This is a genomic window from Paraeggerthella sp. LCP19S3_G8 (assembly GCF_052119225.1).
Lineage (GTDB): Bacteria > Actinomycetota > Coriobacteriia > Coriobacteriales > Eggerthellaceae > Paraeggerthella > Paraeggerthella hominis.
Window position 1 is genome coordinate 357,858 of sequence record NZ_JBQKFQ010000001.1, and the last position, 16,744, is coordinate 374,601.

Here is a 16,744-nt window from a genome sequence, read left to right on the forward strand (position 1 = left end):
GGCCTACGCCTCCGCCGCGATGCCGAGGTCCGCGCAATGGCAGAAGCACGCCGGCATGTCCACGCGCAGGCATGCGGTCGTTTCGGCGAGGATGGTGTACTCGTTCTGGATCAGCTGGCTGTCCTTGAGGCCGACGATGACCTCTTCGGGGTCGGCCACGTCGAAGCTCGCGCCGGCGGGGTAGTAGACCAGCGCCGACTCCTTGGCCTGCACGCTGTCGTGAGCAGCGACGGTCATGTTCACGTCCTCGACGACGGTCAGGCCGGCGATGGTGCCGCCGTTTGCGATTTCGGGGAACAGGTACCGCCCGGTGGAGTCCTTCTCCTCGGACAGCTCCTCGATCGCGTACGGGGAGAGGCATACGTGCGTCGGGGCGATGCCGGTGGCGACGCGCACCTTTCGCTTCATGGCGGCGAGGGTGTCCTTGATGTTCTTCCCTGACGCCTTATTGTGCTCGAGGATGCCGGTCGTGTTGAGCACGCCCACGATGCCGCTGCTGTTGGAGCCGCGCAGGGCGTACTCGTTGCAGCGCAGGTCGAGTCCGAGCAGGAGCGAGTTCGTCACGATGCTCTCGAGCAGCTTGTATCGGTTGGCCGTCTGGCGCTTGATGGGCATCCAGTGCGCGATCGTCTCCAGGTTGGCGACCGCCGGGGTCCACTGGAGAGCGGACTCGGGCTTGTTGCCGCTGGTCCACCCTGCGGCGTTGTTCGTCAGGACCGGGGCGCGGTAGAAGTGCTCGTCGCCCTCGGTCGCGCCCTTCGGGATCGTGGCGAGGAAACCGGTAGGCGGGGCGACCGGGCCGCCGATGTCGTAGCGGTAGATCTGCGGGGTGGTAAGCCCGGACACGGCGTTCGCCGGGCGCGCGAGGCTCGGCATGGAGTTGCCGATCGGCGCGCGGCCCTGCCAGCCGTTGGAGATCCCGGCGAACGCGGCGATGTCGCCGAGCAGCTGCGCGCCGATAGTGGCGGACTCGGCGCGAGCCGCCGATCCTGCTTCGCGCAGCGCGCGGTTCTCGGCCTCGACCTCGGCGGCCGCGTCCATGATCAGCTCTCGGGTCAGAGCGATGCGCCCGCTCATCTCGCGAGCGGCGTCGTTGTCGCCGGACGCCACGAGCGCGGCGACCTGACCCTCGTATTCGCGCAGGCTGTCCTGCAGCGTTGCGATTCCAGGCATCTAGTTCTCCAATCTGTACAATTTCGAGTCGATGACGACGACGCGCTCCTGCGCTTCCGGCTGGCCGGCCTCCTGGCCGTCCGCCCCGTCTGCTGCGATGGTCGCGGACGTGTCACCCGCGACGGCCGGCGCGGGATCGCGCGAGCCGGACGGCGGGAGCGCTGCGCGCGCCTTGACGGCCTCGCATGGCGAGAGCTCGCCTAGCAGGGCCTTCGCTCCTTGGGGAGCGGATTCGATGGTGGCCGCGTCGTCCGTGGCGCAGGCTGCTGCGGCGACGGCCTGCTCGACCCTGTCGACAAGGCCGGCTTCTAGGGCCTCGTCGGCCGTGTACCACGTGGTCGCGTCCATGGCCGCCGCGAACTCCTCCTTGGACAGCGCCCCCCGCGCCGCGTAGATGCCGGCAATCTGGTCGTCGACGCGCTCCATCCAGTCGGCCGTCTCCCGCAGGTCGCACGCGGTTCCGCTGCACCAGATGGACGCGTCGTGGATCATGATCCAGCCGACGCTCGACATGACGACCTCGTCTGCGGCCGCGATGAGGAACGACGCGGCGGACGCCGCGACCCCGTCGACGTGCGCCGTGACCCTTCCGTTGTGGGACCTGAGGGCGCTCATCATGGCGTACGCGTCGAACACGCTTCCGCCGCCGCTGTTGATCCTCAGGCTGACGCGCTTGCCGTCGGCCTCCTTCAGCGCGTCGAGCAGCTCCTTCGCGCTCACGCTCTCGCCCCACCAGGTGTCCCCGATGTCCCCGTATATGGAGATCTCCACCTCGTCGGCGGAGTCGTTGATCCGGTACCACTCCCTAGCTTCGCTGTTCGGCATCGTCGGTTCCTTTCGCTATCGCGTCGTCTACGAGCTCGCCCGTCATGAGGTACGCGCCGCAGTGGGCGGCCGCCAGCTCGACGGGGGCCATCACCTGGGCGGCGAAGTCGCGCGTCCTGTCGCAGTCCCCGTCGGCGCGCGCCCTCTTCTCGATCCTGCGCCGCGCGTCCGCTATCACCGGCTGCAGCCTTCGCAGCGAATCGGCGGCGGCCCTCTCCTCGATCCCCGACACGCCGTCGGACTGGCCGGACGTGCCGGCGGTCGCCGCGTCGGGGAGCTGGGGCATGCCGTCCTCGTCGAGCACGTAGTAGGCGGTCGGCTGCAGGAGCCTGTCCTGGCCCGGCAGCCAGGGGATGTCCTCCTGCGTCGCGCACCAGGCGCGCGTGAATATCCCGGCGTACACGCCGATGCGGAACCCTTCCATTCGCGTTCGGAAGTCGCCCCTCAGCAGGCCGTTGACGTTGAACTTCAAGCGGTACCCGCTGTCTGACCCTCCGAGGGACGCGGCGCGGTCCAGCACCGGCTGGAACGCCTGCTCGATCGCCGTGACGTCCGGCACCACGGTGTTCTTGACGAAGTCGATGTCCGCGCCGGACGCGCTCGTGGCCGACGCCTTGTCGTCTGCGAACACGTGGTGCATGTCCACGTGGCAGGCTCGGCAGACCTTCTCCAGGACGAACCTCTCCTGCGCGACGATGTCCATGCCGTCGAGCGCGATCGAGACGTCGTGGTACTTGAGCCCGCGGTCGAACACGCGGATGCTCCCGGCGTTCTCCGGGCCGCGGGTCGCGTCCAGCGACTCGCGCACCGCCTTCACGTCGTCGGGGGAAAGCTGGTTGTCGGTCTCGAGCCATCCCTGGAAGAAGTTGCCGTTCTCCACCAGCGTTCGGTAGAAGTTCACCAGGTCGACCGACAGCCCGATGTCGTTCGCCGCCATCTCCACGATGGACCGCCCCGTGACGCCTCCGTCCTCGCTGACGTCGGTCTTCAGGACCACGAGATCGTCCTCGCGGCACGTCCACGGATCGTTGAAGTAATCTCGCCCCGCCGAGTACGTCGCCGTGCCGGTCGCGCGGTCGAACGAGTAGCCGACTGCGGCGAGCACGGGCCGCAGCTCCCTCGCCGCGCCCCTGATCGGGTCCCTGACCACCCGGATGTACGCCGTTCCGAAGACGTCTCGCCGGATCATGGCCCAGGCGATCAGATCTCCCCACGTCATCATCGAGTTGGGGCGATGCAGCACGGGCGCGAGCCAGTGGCCGTCGTCCGGCACGCGCCCGTTCTCCACGCGCATGAGCACCGAGACCGGCAGGGAGCGCACCGCGCGCGCCTTGACGGTCTCGCATGCGAGGAAGTCGTTCGACAGCAGGGCCCCGTACCTCTCGATCCTAGACTTCGGCGGGATCTTGTCGAGCAGGTCGAGCTGCGTGCGCGGGCCTCCCGCCACGGGCGCCGAGCCTGCGGCGAGCGCCTTCGGGGACGCCCATCCCGATACGATCTCCTTAAGCGATCTCATGTTCCTCCTAGCGGCCGTTTCCGAGGATGATCCCTCTCGTGTCACACGCTCCACACGCCGCCGGTCTCGGCGAACGAGAGGGTTTCGGGCATGGTCGCGGTCATCCACTTGGCCATCGCCGCGGCGACGGCGGCGTCGATGCGCTCGGTTCCGCGCCCGTGCCTCTCGCATGCGAAGCGCTTGCCGAACGGCTCGCGCTCCAGGTCGCGGCAGTTCGACAGGTGGTCGGCCAGCTTCGGGCACCCTTCGAGCGCGCAGGAATGCGAGCGCACCGTCTGCACGACGAGCGAGCACGCCGGGCACATCACCTTGTTGGATTGGGGGACCTCGTAGATCTCCACGCCGTAGTCGTCCTGCAGGTGCTGGGCCATCAGGAGCAGCCGAGCCTGGTCGATGCCGACGGGGCAGCGGTAGCGCTGGTGCAGCTCCGCCACCAGCTGCTCGATCTGGCCGAGCGGGTAGTAGCCGGCCTCTCCCGGGTCGTCGTAGACCCACTCGCGCCAGCAGTCCACGCCGTCGGCGATCTGATGCGCGACGATCGCGAATGCGTCGCCCGACGTCGAGCCGTCGATCGCCAGGCAGAAGCGCTTGGAGAAGTCGAAGCCGTTCGCCACGCGCTGGCACGCCCTGATGTCCGACATCCGCATTGATCGGTCGGCCGACTTCTCGAGCGGGAAGCGGTTGACCTCGTATCGCTCGAAGCTGGCGCGCGAGAGCTTGCGCCTCTGGTCGCGCATGTAGTCGAGGCCGCACCACGACATGGGATGCGTGCGCCTCCACATGCGCTCGTCGTCCACGTCCTCGTCGTCGCGCGCTCCGAGCCATGCGACGTGCACGGCAGGGTCCTCGCGCCATTCGGGCAGCTTGTCCCACAGAAAGCCGCTGCGAGACTTCGCGGCGGTGGTGATGATGATGGTGAGCGCGCCGAATATCTTTCCGTTGCCGGAAACGACCGCGTCGTACAGCGCGCTGTCCCTGTAGATGTGGGCCTCGTCCAGGATGCAGACGTTGAGATGCCACGATTGCAGGGCCTCCTCCGAGTACGGCATGACCATGATGCGCGCGTCGGTCTCGCGGTTGACGATCTCGTCCTTGCGTATCTCCCATAGCGCCCGCAGGTCGGGATCCTGCCGGATCATCGACTTGAGCTTGCCCATGTCCTTTGACGCCTGCACCTTCGTCCCGGCGATGATGGCGTACTCGCCTGCGTGGGTAGGCTCCATGGTGGCGATGGTGAGCAGCGTTCCGCATGCGAGGTCGGACTTGCCGGAGTTTCGCGGCAAGCCGAACACTACCGTGTTGATCTTGCGGCGGAACCGCCGCGCCGCGCCCTTGCCGACGTATCGTCCCTGGCCGAACACGGGCCGCCAGAACATATCGCGCTGGAACGGATCGAGCCTAAACGGCACGCCGAAGAACTCGTTGTCCGTGTGGCGCACATGGGACGTCAGGAATGCTTCGTACGCATCGGCGATAAACACGCCGGCTTTGCTGCAGCGCGCCTTGTCCACGCCTGGCTGAAACGCCTCAGCCATTGCTGCCTTGCATCGTGCGCATCGCTTCCATGACCTTCTTCGGGATGTCTGCGGCGAGCGACGTGGTCGCCGCTTGCGTCAGCTTCAGCCGTTCGGCGGTGAGGGTGTCCAGGCCCAGCACGCCCGACAGCTGACGCATCTGGTTCACCGCGTCTTTCCACGTGCGGAAGTCGGGGTTCTGCACGACGTTTCCGGCGGCCGTTAGGCACGTGGTCTTTATCGTCCCGTATTCGCCCGACATGTTGTCGAGCGCCTGGCGGCTGATGGCGTACGCCATGCAGTACTGCTCGATCAGCGGCAGCTCCTGCCGGCGGAACCTCGTCTGGTTGTCCATGACGAGGTGCCATGCTTGCTCGGCGTACGCGTTCATGGCCACGACCTCGGGAGCGCGCGGGCAGATCGCCACCTCCGCGTCGATGCCCTGATTGTCGCGAGCCGCCAGCTTGGGCGCCGGCTTCCTTCCTCGGCTCATAGCCCGGCCTCGCTCAACGCCTCGTCGATTCCGAGCGCGGCTTTGAGGCAGACCGCCCGCAGGGCCGGAGCGCACGACAAGGCGTAGCGGTTGAGGGACGTCGATGCGGCGCGCGCCATCATCACCGCGTCGGCGATGTTGTCGACGGTGGCCGGCTTCGGCTTTACGGGATGGGGAGGCGCCATCTTGATCACCTGGATCAGGTGGCCGGAGTCCTCTTCGAGCTGACGCTTTCGCTGGGATGCCTTACGGCACGCGGGGCTGCAGTACACTGCGGTAGAGCGCTTCGCCGCGAAGTCGCTCCCGCACACTGGGCATGTCTTGATGGTTTCCATGCTTTGATGTTCGCCGAGGTGTCACTTACCGTGACGTTAGCGTGACGGCCGATACTCCAATTTCATCGAAATGCGCTCTTGAGACTGGCGCGCGGTGGGGAAGCGTGGCGGGAGGCTATTCCGACCCCTCACCCCTCCTGCGCTCGGCGTCGATGCGGGCGTGCGCCGAGGCGGACAGCAGCACGAGGTTCGCCTGGTCGTCGGCGCCGCCGTCGCAGAGCGCGACGCGATGGTGCACCCCGGCCCCTGGCTGGGAGATGCGCCACGTCCCGTCCACCTTCACGGCGACCTGCTCGCCGGTCACGGCGCAGCGCCCGCGCTGTCGCTCGATGACGGCCTGGCGGGATCTGCGGTACGCCGATCCGTAGCCGTCGGCTCGCCACGGCTCCGAAGCCAGGCGCTCGGAGTCGGGCCTGCGCCCGGTCCTGGGGCGGGCGGGGGAGTGCGTCTGGACGCGGCAGGCCGTCCCGTCGGGCACCAGTCGGGGGATCCTCAGCTTCCTGGCCATTCCGTGCGTCCTTTCGCGCGCGACGCCCCGCGCGCCGGCGATGGGGCGCGGGGCTGTCGGGAGGGTGCCGGCCCGATCGCCGGCACCGTGCATGATGGTGGAGGCGTCACCCGAGCCAGCGTGGGAGCTCGCGCACGTCCATCCCCAGCCTCATCGCGAGCAGGTACTCGGTCTGCGCGCCCCTGCTCGCCCTCCATCCCGGCAGCAGGCAGACCCCGTCGCACTTGACGAGCGTCTCGATGCAGGACCGCATCGCCGCGCGCCACTCGGCGTCGGGCGGGACGAACCAGTGGGGGACGACGGGCCGGAGGCCGAGCTCGGCGAGCTGGTCGGCGGCGTCCTCGAACGCGAACCGGTTGAGGCCGCGCACGCCGGTCACGGGGCCTGCCACGTAGACCCTCACCGATCGCCGCCTTCGCTGAAGCTCCCGGACAGGCCGGCGGGCATCCTGAAGAAGAAGGCCGCACCGGCCACGAGGATCGCGAAGGCGGGCATGTTCTGGCCGGCGTGGAACAGCCACCCGGCTATGGAGAGCGCGGCCACCGCGATCACGGTCATTCCGGCGAACACCAGCATGACGAACTTCATAGCTTCCCCTTCCTTGCGCGCTTCATCTCCATGATCGCATTTCTGACTTCGGGCGAAACCTTTCGGAGAAGCTCCGCTTCGACGCTCTGCCGCAGTGGCGTTCCGTCGTCACCTCCCGACCAGTACGGCGAGCAGCGGTACTCCTCGGTCAAATTCCCGTCCTCGTCGATCACGCCGCAAGCGGTCAGGAACAGCTCCGAGAACCTCCGGTACTGCTCGCTTCCCTCATCCATGTGTTCTATCACGTTCAGCATATAGGCTTTGAACTCGCCTTTTCGCATCATCACGCTCATATCTCCTCCAATCTCAAGTACACGCCGGCGGGATCGGCCCACATCTTCGCCACGTGCTTGTCAGCTACCTGCTGGTCGCCATCGAAGTAGCCTAGCTTCTGACACACGTCCCAGAACGTCTTCTCCACATTGTCCAAGTCGGGCTTGGTGCCCTTCGGCGTCCCTTGCGGGTGCCTGCCGTCGGTCGGCCAGCACAGCCTCAGATCCGCGCGCAGCGGCCCTCTGAGGGGCGCAGGAGGCGCGAAGGTGGCAAGATGCGCCTCCCACTTCGCCTCCGCCGCTTTCAGGGCCGCAGATTTGACGAGACGGGCCTTTCCATGCGAATCGGAGACGGCCACGAGGTCGTTGTGCGTCGCGGTCGGCGGCACCATGGGGGCGAAGAACTCGATCATTCGCCAATCGCCTTCCGCTTGCACGGCACGACCATGTCGTATGCGTCGTAGCGCTCCTCGCAGCACCAGCACCCGTACAGCCACTGTTCAGGGTGGGTGCAGCCATCCCGGCAGTGGCGCCTGGCGTACTCGTACTCGTCGATCTTGACGCATGCGTAGTCCGGTATCGCGCAGACCTCGCAGGCCGAGAATCCCGCGCGCTCGGCTTCCACGGCGCTGCCGTACGGACAGGTATCGATGGTCTCGTACTCGGGCCAGCTCATGACGAGGCCCCCTTCCACGTGCCGGTTGCGGCGTCGTATTCTATGAGGCCGTTGCCGCTGGCCTTGTCGAACAGGTACAACATCAGCTCCGGCTGCGATGCGAGCCACTGCAGCACCTCGCTCGACTTCGCGTCGAATTCTCTGCCCGGCAGCGTGTGATGGAGTGCGGGCATGCGCTTCGCCGCGTCCAGCCTCTTGTCCAACCGTCTTGCTTTCATAATTGCTACCTTCCTTCTATCATTCTGGTTTTGATTTTCGGCGCCTTCGTCAGAGGCAGGGGAAGGGAGGACGGCGGGCGTAAGCTGTCGCCCGCCTTCCTTTCCCCTCTGACCGTGAGGGAAGGAAAGCCTTTTTTAACTACGAAGTAGTAAGCTTTTTCCTTCCCTCGGAAAAAAGCCGGATTTCCCGCTTTTTTCCCTGCGAGGGAAAAGAAGGAAAAAACCCGCTTCGCGTCTTTTCGGACGGAAGGAAAAAAGCGTCGCTTCGCGTCGGAAAAGACGTCGGAACGAGAAGGAAAAAACCCGCTTTTTTCCCTCCTCACGATTGCGCCTTCCGTCCGATCGAGTTGCCGTCGATCCAGAAGCCGCCGTGCTCCTTGACGCGGTTTCGCACCGTCTTCTCGGTCACGCCCATGAACTCGGACACGTCCTTGAGCGTCACGCCGCCGCCCGTGTCGCATGCCGAGAACGCCTCCTCGAGCGCGGCCCGCCGCTCCTTCTTCCGCTCCTCGGAGGTCTTCGCCCGACGGTCCCTGCCGGCCTTGCCGGCCCATCTGTTGCCTTCGCCTTCGGGGTCGACGTCCGACAGGGCCCCCGTCGCGTCGGGGCGGTGCACCGGGTAGTCGAACCACAGGTTGAGGGGATCGAAGCGCGGGAACTCGCGCAGCGTGCCCTCGATGCGCCATGCCGTGCGGGCCTTGGCGGCGGCTCTCGCGGCCACGACGGCGTCCAGCGCGGCGCGCTCGCCGGCTCGCGAGAGCAGGGCGCGGGCGCCCTCCAGGAACCGCTTGGCCGACAGGCGGTCGTCGTCGCCGATCACGTCCCGCCATCCGTCGGGGCCGAGCTCGGCCATGGCCCGCTCCAGAGCGGCGCACACGGCGGCGTCCTCCTGCTGCTGGCGCAGCGCGTCGGTCTGCTCCAGCTCGATCATGTCCAGGAGCGCGTCCGGGTCGCGGGCGAACACGCCCGAGCCGCTCACGCGGTCCATGGATCGCTTGGATCCCTGGCTGCCCTTCGAATGGTGGTGGCAGTACACGACGGCGCATCCCAGCTCCGTGGCCACGCGGTCGAACTGGTTGCAGAACGCGGCCATCTGGTCGGCCGAGTTCTCGTCTCCGGTGATGACCTTGTAGATCGGGTCGATCACAACGGCGATGGGCCGCGTCTTGAGGGCGCGCCGGATCAGCGAAGGCGCCAGCTGGTCCATGGGCTTGGACTTGCCGCGCAGGTTCCAGACGTCGATGCTCGCCAGGTTCGCCGGCTCGACGCCCATGGCCCCGTAGACGTCCTTGAAGCGGTGCAGGCAGCTCGCGCGGTCAAGCTCCAGGTTGACGTAGAGCACCCGCCCCTGGGCGCAGCCGAAGCCGAGCCAGGGCACGCCCTCGGCTATGGCCACGCACAGCTCGATGAGCGCGAAGGACTTGCCGGCCTTGGACGGCCCGCCCAGCATCATCTTGTGGCCCTGGCGCAGCACGCCCTCGATCAGGGGAGGGGACAGCTCCGGCAGCGCGTCCCAGCAGTCCGCCAGGCTCTCCGGATCGGGCAGGTCGTCGTTCTGCTCGTCGATCCACTCGCGCCACTCGGCCCATGACGCCTTGCCGGCGTCGGTGGCCACGAGCCACTGCTTGCGGCCCGATCGGGTCACGCCGGGCATCCTGGACAGGCGGCTCGGGTTCTTGTTCTGAACGTCGACCTTCAGCCCGTTCTCACGGCACGTGGCGTACAGCAGGTCGACGCGCTTTCGGTACTCGTCGTAGTTCGCGGCGTCAACCCGCACGATGGCGTGCACGCTCTTGCCGCCGCTGTGCACGATGGCCGCCGCCGGCAGCTCCAGCTCCCTCATGATGGCCAGCTGCCGCCCGACGGCCATGTCGTCGCTCTCCACGAGGGCGTAGCGGAACTCCGCCACGTTCTCGTTGCGCACGCCCTTGCCGTCGAGCGGGTTGAAGCGGATCCACGCGCCCGCCTCGGCGTTGTTCCATCCGAGAGACGACGCCATGTCCTCGCCGTGCTTCTTGACGCGCTCGATTATCTCGCCGGCGGTCTCGGTGTGCGGGCCCTTGTTCGACGGCTTCCACGCGCCCTCGTCGTCCCACGCCTCAACCACGTAGCCGACTACCTCGCCGGGGTCGAACAGCGCCTCCAGGTAGCGCACGAGGTCCGCCGACCCGCTCCAGTCCGCCCCGGGCTCGACGAGGTCGGCGCTCTCGACCCACGTCGGGTCGACGATGCGGCCGGGCGCGGACGACGCTGGAAGCTCCGACACGTCCCAGCCGATGGCCTCTCCCATGTCCCAGGCGGGCGACCAGCCCGCGTCGCGCGCCATCTGCACGATGGTTCCGCCCTTCACGTCGCTCGAGCCGCAGCGCCCGAACCCCCTCCATTTCCTCTCGCACTCGCCGTCCTTGTAGCGGGCCGCGTCGCGGCGGCTCCATTCGTCCCAGAGCGCGAGCGGCATCCCCTCGGCGTGCAGGGCCATGCCGGCGCGCAGCCACTCCTCGTAGCTGCACGCGGCGGGGTCTATCGCGCCCAGGCACTCCGCCAGATCGTATCCTTCGGCCATCTTCCCTCCTCTTTACGCGCCGAGCTGCAGCGTCGGGACGTGGACGGCGCCCTGCGCGGCCCGCCCCGGCTCGTACGTGGCGGGATCGATGCTCGCCGGCGTGCGCCACCCGTTGGCGGCTATGCGGCTTATGAGCGCCGACGCCTGGTCCATCGTCCATTCGCCGACGCGGCGGAACCCGCGCCCCTCCAGCTGCCTGATCTGCCTGGGCGTCGCCAGGCCCTCGGCCCTGCGCTTCGCTATCTTGTCCATCATCAGCGACGCCTTGCCGGCGCACTCGATCTCGTCGGGGCAGATGCCCGCCTTCTCGAGCGCCTCCTTCTGGGCGTCGCTCGCCGGCGCCATCTCCCAGGCGAACTGGGGGACGTAGCCTGTCAGGTCCTCCGACGCTATGCTCATCTCGAACTGCAGCGGGTCGACGAGCTTGCGCTTGCGCTTGCGCATCGACTCCAGCTGCTCGGCGAGCTTGCGCTCGCGCTCCTCCACGACGTCCTTGGCCGCCTCGCGCTCGACGGCCTCCAGGTCCTCAGGGCACCCGGCCTGCTCCAAGCGCTCGGTCATGGCCTGCGCCACGTCGCCGCTCTCCGCGATGAGGTGCGCGGGGCGGCACAGCTCGTGGCGCTCGACGTGCCAGAGGAAGTCGAGCAGCAGCAGGTGGTCCTTGCCGGTCTCCGGCGATAGGCGCGTCCCTCGCCCTACCATCTGGCAGTACAGCGAGCGCACCTTCGTCGGGCGCAGGACAACCACGCAGTCCACGCTCGGGCAGTCCCATCCCTCGGTCAAGAGCATCGAGTTGCACAGCGCCGCTCCAGGCCCCGCCTCGTCGAACTCCGCCAGCGTCTCGGCGCGGTCCGCGCTCTCGCCGTTGACCTCCATGGCGCGGAAGCCCTTGGATGCGAGGATCCCGCGAAACTTCTGGCTCGTCTTGACGAGCGGGAGGAACACCACCGTCTTGCGTCGCATGCATCCGGCGGCGACCATCTCGTCGGCGATGCGCTCCAGGTACGGGTCGAGCGCCGTCCCGAGGTCGCCCGCCGCGTAGTCGCCCGATTGCGTCCGCACGGCCGCCAGGTCGATGGACAGCGGCACCGTCTGCGCCTTGATGGGGCAGAGGTACCCGTCCTTGATGGCGCGCGGAAGCGTGTACTCGTAGGCGATCGAATCGAAGTAGGCGCCCAGGTTCCGGCGGTCTCCTCGGTCGGGCGTGGCGGTCACGCCGAGCACGTCGGCCCCGTCGAACCAGTCCAGCACCGCTTGGTAGCTCGCGGACAGCGCATGGTGCGCCTCGTCCACGATGACGGCGTCGAAGTAGTCTCGGTCGAACCGCTTCAGCCGCTTCTCGCGCATGAGCGTCTGGACGGATCCGACGGTCACGCGGAACCATTCGCCCAGGCACGTGCGGTCGGCCTTCTCGACGCTGCAGCCCAGGCCCGTCGCCCTGCCGATCTTGTCGGCCGCCTGGTCGAGCAGCTCGCCCCGGTGGGCGAGCACGAGCACGCGGCCTCCCCGGTCGACGACGTCCTTCGCGACCATCGCGAACACGATGGTCTTGCCGCACCCGGTGGGGAGGACGAGGAGCGTCTTGGCGCGCCCCTCGTCCCATTCGCGCTCGATCGCCCGGCGCGCCTCGTCCTGGTACGGCCTGAGATTCACGGCCTCCATGTCGCTACATCTCGTAGGTGGAGTGCGGAGCCGGCGCGGTAGGCTGCGGCGGGACCGGAATGATCGTCTGCTGCGCGGCCTGCTGCTGGTCGACGGGCCACTCGGACGGCTTGAGGTACGCGTCGATGTCGTTGGCCTGGCGCGTCTCGCCCTTCGATTCGTACTCGCGGACCTTGATCTTCACGTACCCCTGCTTTCCGACGGCCTCGTTCCAGTCGATGCGCACGCTGCCCGTCTGCGGGTCGCGCTCGAAGCCCAGCCCCTCGAAGAACCTGGCGATCCGCCACGCCATCTTGGTGTTGAGCATCAGGCGGTCCGAGATGGGCGCCCATCCCTGGTCGGTCCAGACGTTGAGGGTTACTTTTGCTCGCGGGCAGGCCGCCATCTTGTAGGATCCCTCGAACCGCTCGCGCTCGATCTTCAGCACTTCGAATGCGTAGGTCCCGGCGGGCAGCAGCGTGAACCCGCCGTCGTCAGACACTTCCCTGACGTCCCAGTCGAACGCCTCTCCCTTTTCGTTGTCTGCCATGTCCTTGTCCTTTCCTAAGCTTTGGTCATATCCGGCGCGCCGAACGGCACCGGTTCGTTTTTCTCGCGGAGGTTCCGCACGTTTTCCACTACTTTCGGCCACTGGGTGACGATCGCGCCCTCCACGTAGTCCTTCGGATAGCGGCTTGGCGGCGTGTCGGGCGTGAAGTGCTTCCTGTAGACCGCGTTCGCGACTATGTCGTCGATGGTCACTCCGTCCTTCTCCATCAGCTGCAGCGCGGGCGCCCAGAAGCCGGGGAGGCCGGAGGCAGCCGCCTTCGCCGTGTCGCTCACCACCGTGCCGTCCTGCGCGAACGTGACGCTCTGCACGGGCTTCGGAGCGGCGGGGCGATCCTGGCGCGGCGCGCTGCTCTGGGCGGGAGATGCTTGAGCGGCAGGTGCCGGGGCCGCTGCGGCAGGAGTTGGCGCGGCTTGCAGCGTCGGGCTCGGAGCCGCCGTCGGCACGAAGGCCGCTATCTGCGCGTAGTCGAGAGGGATCTCCGGCGGCAGGCCCCAGCGGTTCTTCGCGTCCCAGCACGCATGGTGCTGCGTGTGAAGCACGCGCTTCTGGCCGCCGCGGGCCTTGCCCTTCGCGCCCTTTCCCTCGCCGACCGTCTCCACGATCGTCTCGTAGTTGGCGAACAGCACCGCGTCCGCCCATTCCTTCGTTTTCGCAGCGTTCGACATCTTCGCCGCGTCGATGAGCGCGAGCGCCCAGCGGTTGTAGCTCGCGGCCTCGTCGGGCTGGTCGAATTTGCGGATCGCAGCGTGGGCCGTGAGCACCACGTTGACGCCCGCCTCCGCGACGTCGGACAGCAGGTTGAGGAGCTTGCCGAACTCCTCGACCACGAACGTGTAGCCTTTTCCGTAGCCCGCGTCCTCTATGCTCTTCCAGTTCTTCTCGGCGTAGACGTGGCGGATCGCCAGCTGCTCGGCCCAGTCGGCGGTGTCGATCACGATGGTCGAGCAGGGGAGCGCTGCCTTGACCTCGCGCACTTGGTCGAGCAGCATCTGCCAGCTTCGCGGGACTTCCGTGCGGGCCACGTCGTAGTGCTCGGTAGAGCCCTCGGTGTCGATGAACAGCGGATCGGGGAACTTCGACGCGAACAGGGTCTTGCCTACGCCTTCGGGCCCGTACACGACGACCTTCTGCGCCTTCGGCACGATGCCGCGCGTGATGTTGAGCGCCATCTACATCACCCACTTCGACTCGGTCTCGACGGCCTCGGCGTCGAGCACGGCATGGTTCGGGGCGATGGGATTGCCGCAGTTGAGCACCTTTCCCGCGTCGGGATGCGCAGCCTGTCCGCCGTAGCCGTCCTCGATGACGATGGAGCACTCGTCTCCCGTGCTGACGCGGGTGGCGATGACCTGCAGGCCCTCGGCCTCGGCCCACTCCCCGAACTCGCGCATGGTCTCGGCGTCCATCTGCTCCAGCTTGTCGACGAGGACGAACCCGCACTCTGGCTTGAGGCGCCGCACGATCGCGGTTGCGGCCCGCAGCTGCTCGGAGCCGCTCATGCAGTCCCACTTGCGGCCCTGGTAGGTCAGCAGGCCGTTCTCGACCGCAAGGCCGGGCAGCGGGAGGTCGGCGCCCTTCAGGAGGTCCATCTTCGCCCGACGCACCGACTCGATGCGCTCGGTCATCTCCGCGTACTGCTCGTCGAGTTCCTCGGCCTCGCGCTCCGCGTCCAGGCGGCGCTGGTTGTCGCGGACCTTCGCGTTGACGGTCTCGATCTGCTGCAGCTCTTCCTCGATTTCGGCCGTGGACTCGTCCTGCAGCTCCTCGGCGGTCTTCTTCGCGATCAGGAGGTCGGCGTGCAGGTCGGAGACCTCCTCGCGCTTCGCTTCGAGGGCTTTCTGCATGCCGGCGATCTGCTCCTGGATCAGCAGCGCATCGTTCGTGGCGTTGTCGTACGCCGCTTTCAACTGCTCCGCCTTCTGCCGCTTCGCTTGGTTCTCGCCGTTCTTCGCCAGGATCTCCTGCTGGCTCTGGATCAGTTCCATGGCGCTCACCGGCTCGGCGGGCGCGTCGGGGTGCATGGGCATGTCGGCTGCCGCGCCCTTCTTCTGGTCGCGCATCTGCCCGATGCCGGTGCGCTGGTTGTAGAGCGTCTGCTCCTCCAGCTCCAGGCGCGCCAGGTCCTCGCCCACGCCGATGATGCCGAGCAGCGTGCGGGCCTTGTCCTTGTCGTTCATCGCGAGGAACTTCGGCAGGTCGAGCGCGAGCGACTCCACGAACGAGTCGAGCAGCTGCTGCCCGCCCTTGCGGCCCTCCGGGTCCGTCACCTTCAGCGAGCCGGACTTGCCGCGGCGCTCCACGACGATGCCGTTGGACAGTTCCACCCGCAGATGCGGGTCGGTCGCGCTGCCGTCCCGCTTGGCGTCGCTCGGCCGCTTGCGGTCGCCGCCGAGCGCCCAGGCGATGGCGTCGAGCACGCTGGTCTTGCCCTGCCCGTTGCGCCCGCCGATGACGGTGAGCCCGTCCTCGGACGGCTCGAGGGCCACGGCCTTCACGCGCTTGACGTTCTCGACTTCCAGGCTGTTTATCTTCACGGCCATTCTATTCCTCCTCTTCGGTTTCTTCCTCAGGCGCTGATTCGAGCCATGCGCCCACCTCGGCGACGACGTCGGCGCATGAGAGCGGCATCTCCCAGCCGTCGGCCTTCGCCAGGGTCACGGCGTCGCGGAACGCCCTCGCGTACTCGACGGCCCAGCGGGGATGCCCCTCGTCGGCTCCGGTCGCGTACGGGATCGCGACCTTGACTCTGCGGGCGGACGAGAGCCAATCCTGCAGAATCGACACGCCTGCCATGCAGGTGGCCTTTCCGATCCGGCGCGGGCCGTCCCAGCCCGATGCGTTCACGGCCTCCGCCGCCTTGCTGCGGCGGCTCCACTGATCGTCGCAGCCCATGAACTCGTCCATGGCGCGCGCCATGGTTTTCTCCGGGTACGGCCCCTCCATGAGCGCGGCCACCAGGTAGTCGCGGACGGAGTCCAGCGCCTTCTCGGCCGCATTTGCGTACGCGTCGGCGAGCTCGCGAGCCGCCGACGCCTCGGGGTCCTCGGCCTCGTCCGGCGCGTAGACGACGACGCGCGCGCCGTTCCATCGGTCCGCGATCGCAACGTACGCGGCCCCCTCGGGGGCGTCGGCGCGAGCGGTCTCCAGGTCGCCAGGAGTGCGGCAGGTCGCCACGTAGGACATGCCCTCGACGCTTCCCAGCAGCTCGATGCCGAGCTCCGCGGCCTTGGAGCGCAGCTCCGCCATGGCCCGCTCGTTCTCGGCCTTCTCGCGGAGATCCTTGGCGATGCGCCGCCAGTCCTCGTGCCGGCAGCTGGCAAGCTGCTCGACCGCGTCCTCGTCGCCGGCCTCGTCGAACTCGGCTATGGCCAGCATGCGGTCGAGCGTCATGTCGTCTCCCGCGTCGTCGACGGCCTTCCTGGCGCGCCGCAGCCTCGCGGCGCTGCCCTTGGCCATGCGCCCAGCGCGCTCGACCTTCTCCGGGTCCACGCCGAGCAGCAGCATCTGCTGGACGCCGCGGCTTCGCTCGATCTCGGTCAGCTGGCGCTTGTCGTCGGTCGCGACCATGGCCACCATGGCGTTGGCCTCGTCCATGCCGTCGCACACGACGGCATGGCAGCGCTTGAGGCGGTTGGCCTTCATGGCCTTGTATCGGCGCTCGCCGTCCACGATGCGGTAGATGCCTCCGTCCTGCACGACCACGATGGGGTTCACCGGCTCGCCGGGGTTGACCGCGTTGAGCATGCAGCTCTCGGCCAGGGCGGCGATGTCGCCGAAGTCCTGCCTCGGGTTCATCTCGTCGGGGTACACGTCCTCGACATTGATTTCTCTGAGTTCCATTGACACCCTCC

20 protein-coding genes are annotated in these 16,744 nt (G+C 67.7%); all 20 read right to left on the reverse strand.

Going from position 1 to position 16,744, the window contains the following annotated elements; genetic code table 11:
• Positions 1–3 precede the first annotated feature (3 nt).
• The 20 genes from ACTQZK_RS01610 to ACTQZK_RS01705 all read right to left on the reverse strand — a co-directional run bounded on the left by ACTQZK_RS01610 (position 4) and on the right by ACTQZK_RS01705 (position 16,733).
• A complete protein-coding gene (locus ACTQZK_RS01610; protein WP_441898141.1) occupies positions 4–1,173 on the reverse strand; it encodes a phage major capsid protein in 1,170 nt (389 codons plus the stop codon).
• Positions 1,174–1,998, reverse strand: coding sequence for a head maturation protease, ClpP-related (locus tag ACTQZK_RS01615; protein ID WP_441898142.1), 825 nt, complete (start codon positions 1,996–1,998; stop codon positions 1,174–1,176).
• Complete coding sequence (locus ACTQZK_RS01620; protein WP_441898144.1) at positions 1,979–3,514, reverse strand: phage portal protein; 1,536 nt, start codon at positions 3,512–3,514, stop codon at positions 1,979–1,981. The genes ACTQZK_RS01615 and ACTQZK_RS01620 overlap by 20 nt, the downstream gene beginning before the upstream one ends.
• A 41-nt stretch (positions 3,515–3,555) precedes the next feature.
• Positions 3,556–5,049, reverse strand: a complete 1,494-nt coding sequence (locus tag ACTQZK_RS01625) for a terminase large subunit domain-containing protein (protein WP_441898146.1) — start codon at positions 5,047–5,049, stop codon at positions 3,556–3,558.
• Positions 5,042–5,521, reverse strand: coding sequence for a P27 family phage terminase small subunit (locus ACTQZK_RS01630; RefSeq protein WP_418831818.1), 480 nt, complete (start codon positions 5,519–5,521; stop codon positions 5,042–5,044). Before ACTQZK_RS01630 ends, ACTQZK_RS01625 begins: the two co-directional genes overlap by 8 nt.
• Entirely contained in the window at positions 5,518–5,856 is a 339-nt protein-coding gene (locus ACTQZK_RS01635) for a hypothetical protein (protein WP_418831819.1), read from the reverse strand. The genes ACTQZK_RS01630 and ACTQZK_RS01635 overlap by 4 nt, the downstream gene beginning before the upstream one ends.
• A 115-nt stretch (positions 5,857–5,971) precedes the next feature.
• Positions 5,972–6,364 (reverse strand): HNH endonuclease, encoded by a 393-nt coding sequence (locus ACTQZK_RS01640; protein WP_441898148.1) that lies wholly within the window; start codon positions 6,362–6,364, stop codon positions 5,972–5,974.
• A 106-nt stretch (positions 6,365–6,470) separates the two neighbouring features.
• Positions 6,471–6,767 (reverse strand): DUF4406 domain-containing protein, encoded by a 297-nt coding sequence (locus ACTQZK_RS01645; RefSeq protein ID WP_441898150.1) that lies wholly within the window; start codon positions 6,765–6,767, stop codon positions 6,471–6,473.
• Entirely contained in the window at positions 6,764–6,952 is a 189-nt protein-coding gene (locus ACTQZK_RS01650; protein ID WP_418831824.1) for a hypothetical protein, read from the reverse strand. Before ACTQZK_RS01650 ends, ACTQZK_RS01645 begins: the two co-directional genes overlap by 4 nt.
• Positions 6,949–7,245 carry a hypothetical protein gene (locus ACTQZK_RS01655; RefSeq protein WP_441898152.1) on the reverse strand — a complete coding sequence of 99 codons (297 nt, stop codon included), beginning with the start codon at positions 7,243–7,245 and terminating at the stop codon, positions 6,949–6,951. The genes ACTQZK_RS01650 and ACTQZK_RS01655 overlap by 4 nt, the downstream gene beginning before the upstream one ends.
• Entirely contained in the window at positions 7,242–7,637 is a 396-nt protein-coding gene (locus ACTQZK_RS01660) for a RusA family crossover junction endodeoxyribonuclease (RefSeq protein WP_441898154.1), read from the reverse strand. The genes ACTQZK_RS01655 and ACTQZK_RS01660 overlap by 4 nt, the downstream gene beginning before the upstream one ends.
• Positions 7,634–7,900, reverse strand: a complete 267-nt coding sequence (locus tag ACTQZK_RS01665; RefSeq protein ID WP_441898156.1) for a hypothetical protein — start codon at positions 7,898–7,900, stop codon at positions 7,634–7,636. Before ACTQZK_RS01665 ends, ACTQZK_RS01660 begins: the two co-directional genes overlap by 4 nt.
• Positions 7,897–8,118 (reverse strand): hypothetical protein, encoded by a 222-nt coding sequence (locus tag ACTQZK_RS01670; protein ID WP_225749199.1) that lies wholly within the window; start codon positions 8,116–8,118, stop codon positions 7,897–7,899. The genes ACTQZK_RS01665 and ACTQZK_RS01670 overlap by 4 nt, the downstream gene beginning before the upstream one ends.
• Positions 8,119–8,123: 5 nt before the next feature.
• Positions 8,124–8,441: a hypothetical protein gene (locus ACTQZK_RS01675; RefSeq protein ID WP_441898158.1), complete on the reverse strand. Its 318-nt coding sequence runs from the start codon at positions 8,439–8,441 to the stop codon at positions 8,124–8,126.
• Entirely contained in the window at positions 8,438–10,681 is a 2,244-nt protein-coding gene (locus ACTQZK_RS01680) for an AAA family ATPase (RefSeq protein WP_441898160.1), read from the reverse strand. The genes ACTQZK_RS01675 and ACTQZK_RS01680 overlap by 4 nt, the downstream gene beginning before the upstream one ends.
• Before the next feature lie 12 nt (positions 10,682–10,693).
• Entirely contained in the window at positions 10,694–12,343 is a 1,650-nt protein-coding gene (locus tag ACTQZK_RS01685) for a DEAD/DEAH box helicase (protein ID WP_441898161.1), read from the reverse strand.
• A gap of 4 nt (positions 12,344–12,347) precedes the next feature.
• On the reverse strand, positions 12,348–12,872 hold the full coding sequence (locus tag ACTQZK_RS01690; protein WP_441898163.1) for a hypothetical protein: 525 nt from the start codon (positions 12,870–12,872) through the stop codon (positions 12,348–12,350).
• A 14-nt stretch (positions 12,873–12,886) separates the two neighbouring features.
• Positions 12,887–14,062 carry an ATP-binding protein gene (locus ACTQZK_RS01695; RefSeq protein WP_441898164.1) on the reverse strand — a complete coding sequence of 392 codons (1,176 nt, stop codon included), beginning with the start codon at positions 14,060–14,062 and terminating at the stop codon, positions 12,887–12,889.
• Complete coding sequence (locus ACTQZK_RS01700) at positions 14,063–15,433, reverse strand: AAA family ATPase (protein ID WP_441898166.1); 1,371 nt, start codon at positions 15,431–15,433, stop codon at positions 14,063–14,065.
• Position 15,434: 1 nt separating this feature from the next.
• Positions 15,435–16,733, reverse strand: a complete 1,299-nt coding sequence (locus tag ACTQZK_RS01705; protein WP_441898167.1) for a ParB/RepB/Spo0J family partition protein — start codon at positions 16,731–16,733, stop codon at positions 15,435–15,437.
• Positions 16,734–16,744: the final 11 nt, after the last annotated feature.

Excerpts from the sequence above, each read along its gene's own strand:
- ACTQZK_RS01610 (WP_441898141.1), bottom strand. The coding sequence starts at position 1,173 with ATGCCTGGAATCGCAACGCTGCAGGACAGCCTGCGCGAATACGAGGGT.
- ACTQZK_RS01615 (WP_441898142.1), bottom strand. The coding sequence starts at position 1,998 with ATGCCGAACAGCGAAGCTAGGGAGTGGTACCGGATCAACGACTCCGCC.
- ACTQZK_RS01620 (WP_441898144.1), bottom strand. The coding sequence starts at position 3,514 with ATGAGATCGCTTAAGGAGATCGTATCGGGATGGGCGTCCCCGAAGGCG.
- ACTQZK_RS01625 (WP_441898146.1), bottom strand. The coding sequence starts at position 5,049 with ATGGCTGAGGCGTTTCAGCCAGGCGTGGACAAGGCGCGCTGCAGCAAA.
- ACTQZK_RS01630 (WP_418831818.1), bottom strand. The coding sequence starts at position 5,521 with ATGAGCCGAGGAAGGAAGCCGGCGCCCAAGCTGGCGGCTCGCGACAAT.
- ACTQZK_RS01635 (WP_418831819.1), bottom strand. The coding sequence starts at position 5,856 with ATGGAAACCATCAAGACATGCCCAGTGTGCGGGAGCGACTTCGCGGCG.
- ACTQZK_RS01640 (WP_441898148.1), bottom strand. The coding sequence starts at position 6,364 with ATGGCCAGGAAGCTGAGGATCCCCCGACTGGTGCCCGACGGGACGGCC.
- ACTQZK_RS01650 (WP_418831824.1), bottom strand. The coding sequence starts at position 6,952 with ATGAAGTTCGTCATGCTGGTGTTCGCCGGAATGACCGTGATCGCGGTG.
- ACTQZK_RS01655 (WP_441898152.1), bottom strand. The coding sequence starts at position 7,245 with ATGAGCGTGATGATGCGAAAAGGCGAGTTCAAAGCCTATATGCTGAAC.
- ACTQZK_RS01660 (WP_441898154.1), bottom strand. The coding sequence starts at position 7,637 with ATGATCGAGTTCTTCGCCCCCATGGTGCCGCCGACCGCGACGCACAAC.
- ACTQZK_RS01665 (WP_441898156.1), bottom strand. The coding sequence starts at position 7,900 with ATGAGCTGGCCCGAGTACGAGACCATCGATACCTGTCCGTACGGCAGC.
- ACTQZK_RS01670 (WP_225749199.1), bottom strand. The coding sequence starts at position 8,118 with ATGAAAGCAAGACGGTTGGACAAGAGGCTGGACGCGGCGAAGCGCATG.
- ACTQZK_RS01680 (WP_441898160.1), bottom strand. The coding sequence starts at position 10,681 with ATGGCCGAAGGATACGATCTGGCGGAGTGCCTGGGCGCGATAGACCCC.
- ACTQZK_RS01685 (WP_441898161.1), bottom strand. The coding sequence starts at position 12,343 with ATGGAGGCCGTGAATCTCAGGCCGTACCAGGACGAGGCGCGCCGGGCG.
- ACTQZK_RS01690 (WP_441898163.1), bottom strand. The coding sequence starts at position 12,872 with ATGGCAGACAACGAAAAGGGAGAGGCGTTCGACTGGGACGTCAGGGAA.
- ACTQZK_RS01695 (WP_441898164.1), bottom strand. The coding sequence starts at position 14,062 with ATGGCGCTCAACATCACGCGCGGCATCGTGCCGAAGGCGCAGAAGGTC.
- ACTQZK_RS01700 (WP_441898166.1), bottom strand. The coding sequence starts at position 15,433 with ATGGCCGTGAAGATAAACAGCCTGGAAGTCGAGAACGTCAAGCGCGTG.
- ACTQZK_RS01705 (WP_441898167.1), bottom strand. The coding sequence starts at position 16,733 with ATGGAACTCAGAGAAATCAATGTCGAGGACGTGTACCCCGACGAGATG.